Below are 283 nucleotides of genomic sequence, written 5' to 3'. Positions count from 1 at the left end.
AATAATTTTCATAACTCAGTTCCGCCAACCGAATCCCGGCAATGCCGATGATCAGGGCCGCGTTATACACCAGCTGCGCTACCAGATACCAGCGCGCAAAAACCGCCCGGCCTCTGAGGGCGAGGATCGCCACCACGGGGGCAATCGCATGCGTAAATAACAAGGCGATCGTCACCTGGATCACGGCCACCTGAAGGCCGAGTGTTCGCAAGACGATGCCTGCGATGGCAAGAAGAATGACGCCGACAAAATACTTGTCAAAACGCGGCATGAACTGCCTGGT

The 283-nt window shown here is 55.8% G+C and carries 1 protein-coding gene; it reads right to left on the bottom strand.

The features are described 5' to 3' along the window. The coding region (locus F1735_RS34845; RefSeq protein WP_167241619.1) for a hypothetical protein at window positions 1-271 on the bottom strand (271 nt) is incomplete at its 3' end. Between the last annotated feature and the right edge of the window lie 12 nt (window positions 272-283).

Origin of the sequence: Massilia genomosp. 1, from assembly GCF_011682185.1 — a bacterium.
GTDB lineage: Bacteria > Pseudomonadota > Gammaproteobacteria > Burkholderiales > Burkholderiaceae_D > Telluria_A > Telluria_A rubra.
Note: the sequence above shows the minus strand (reverse complement) of the source record. Positions and strands in the feature narration are given on the sequence as shown.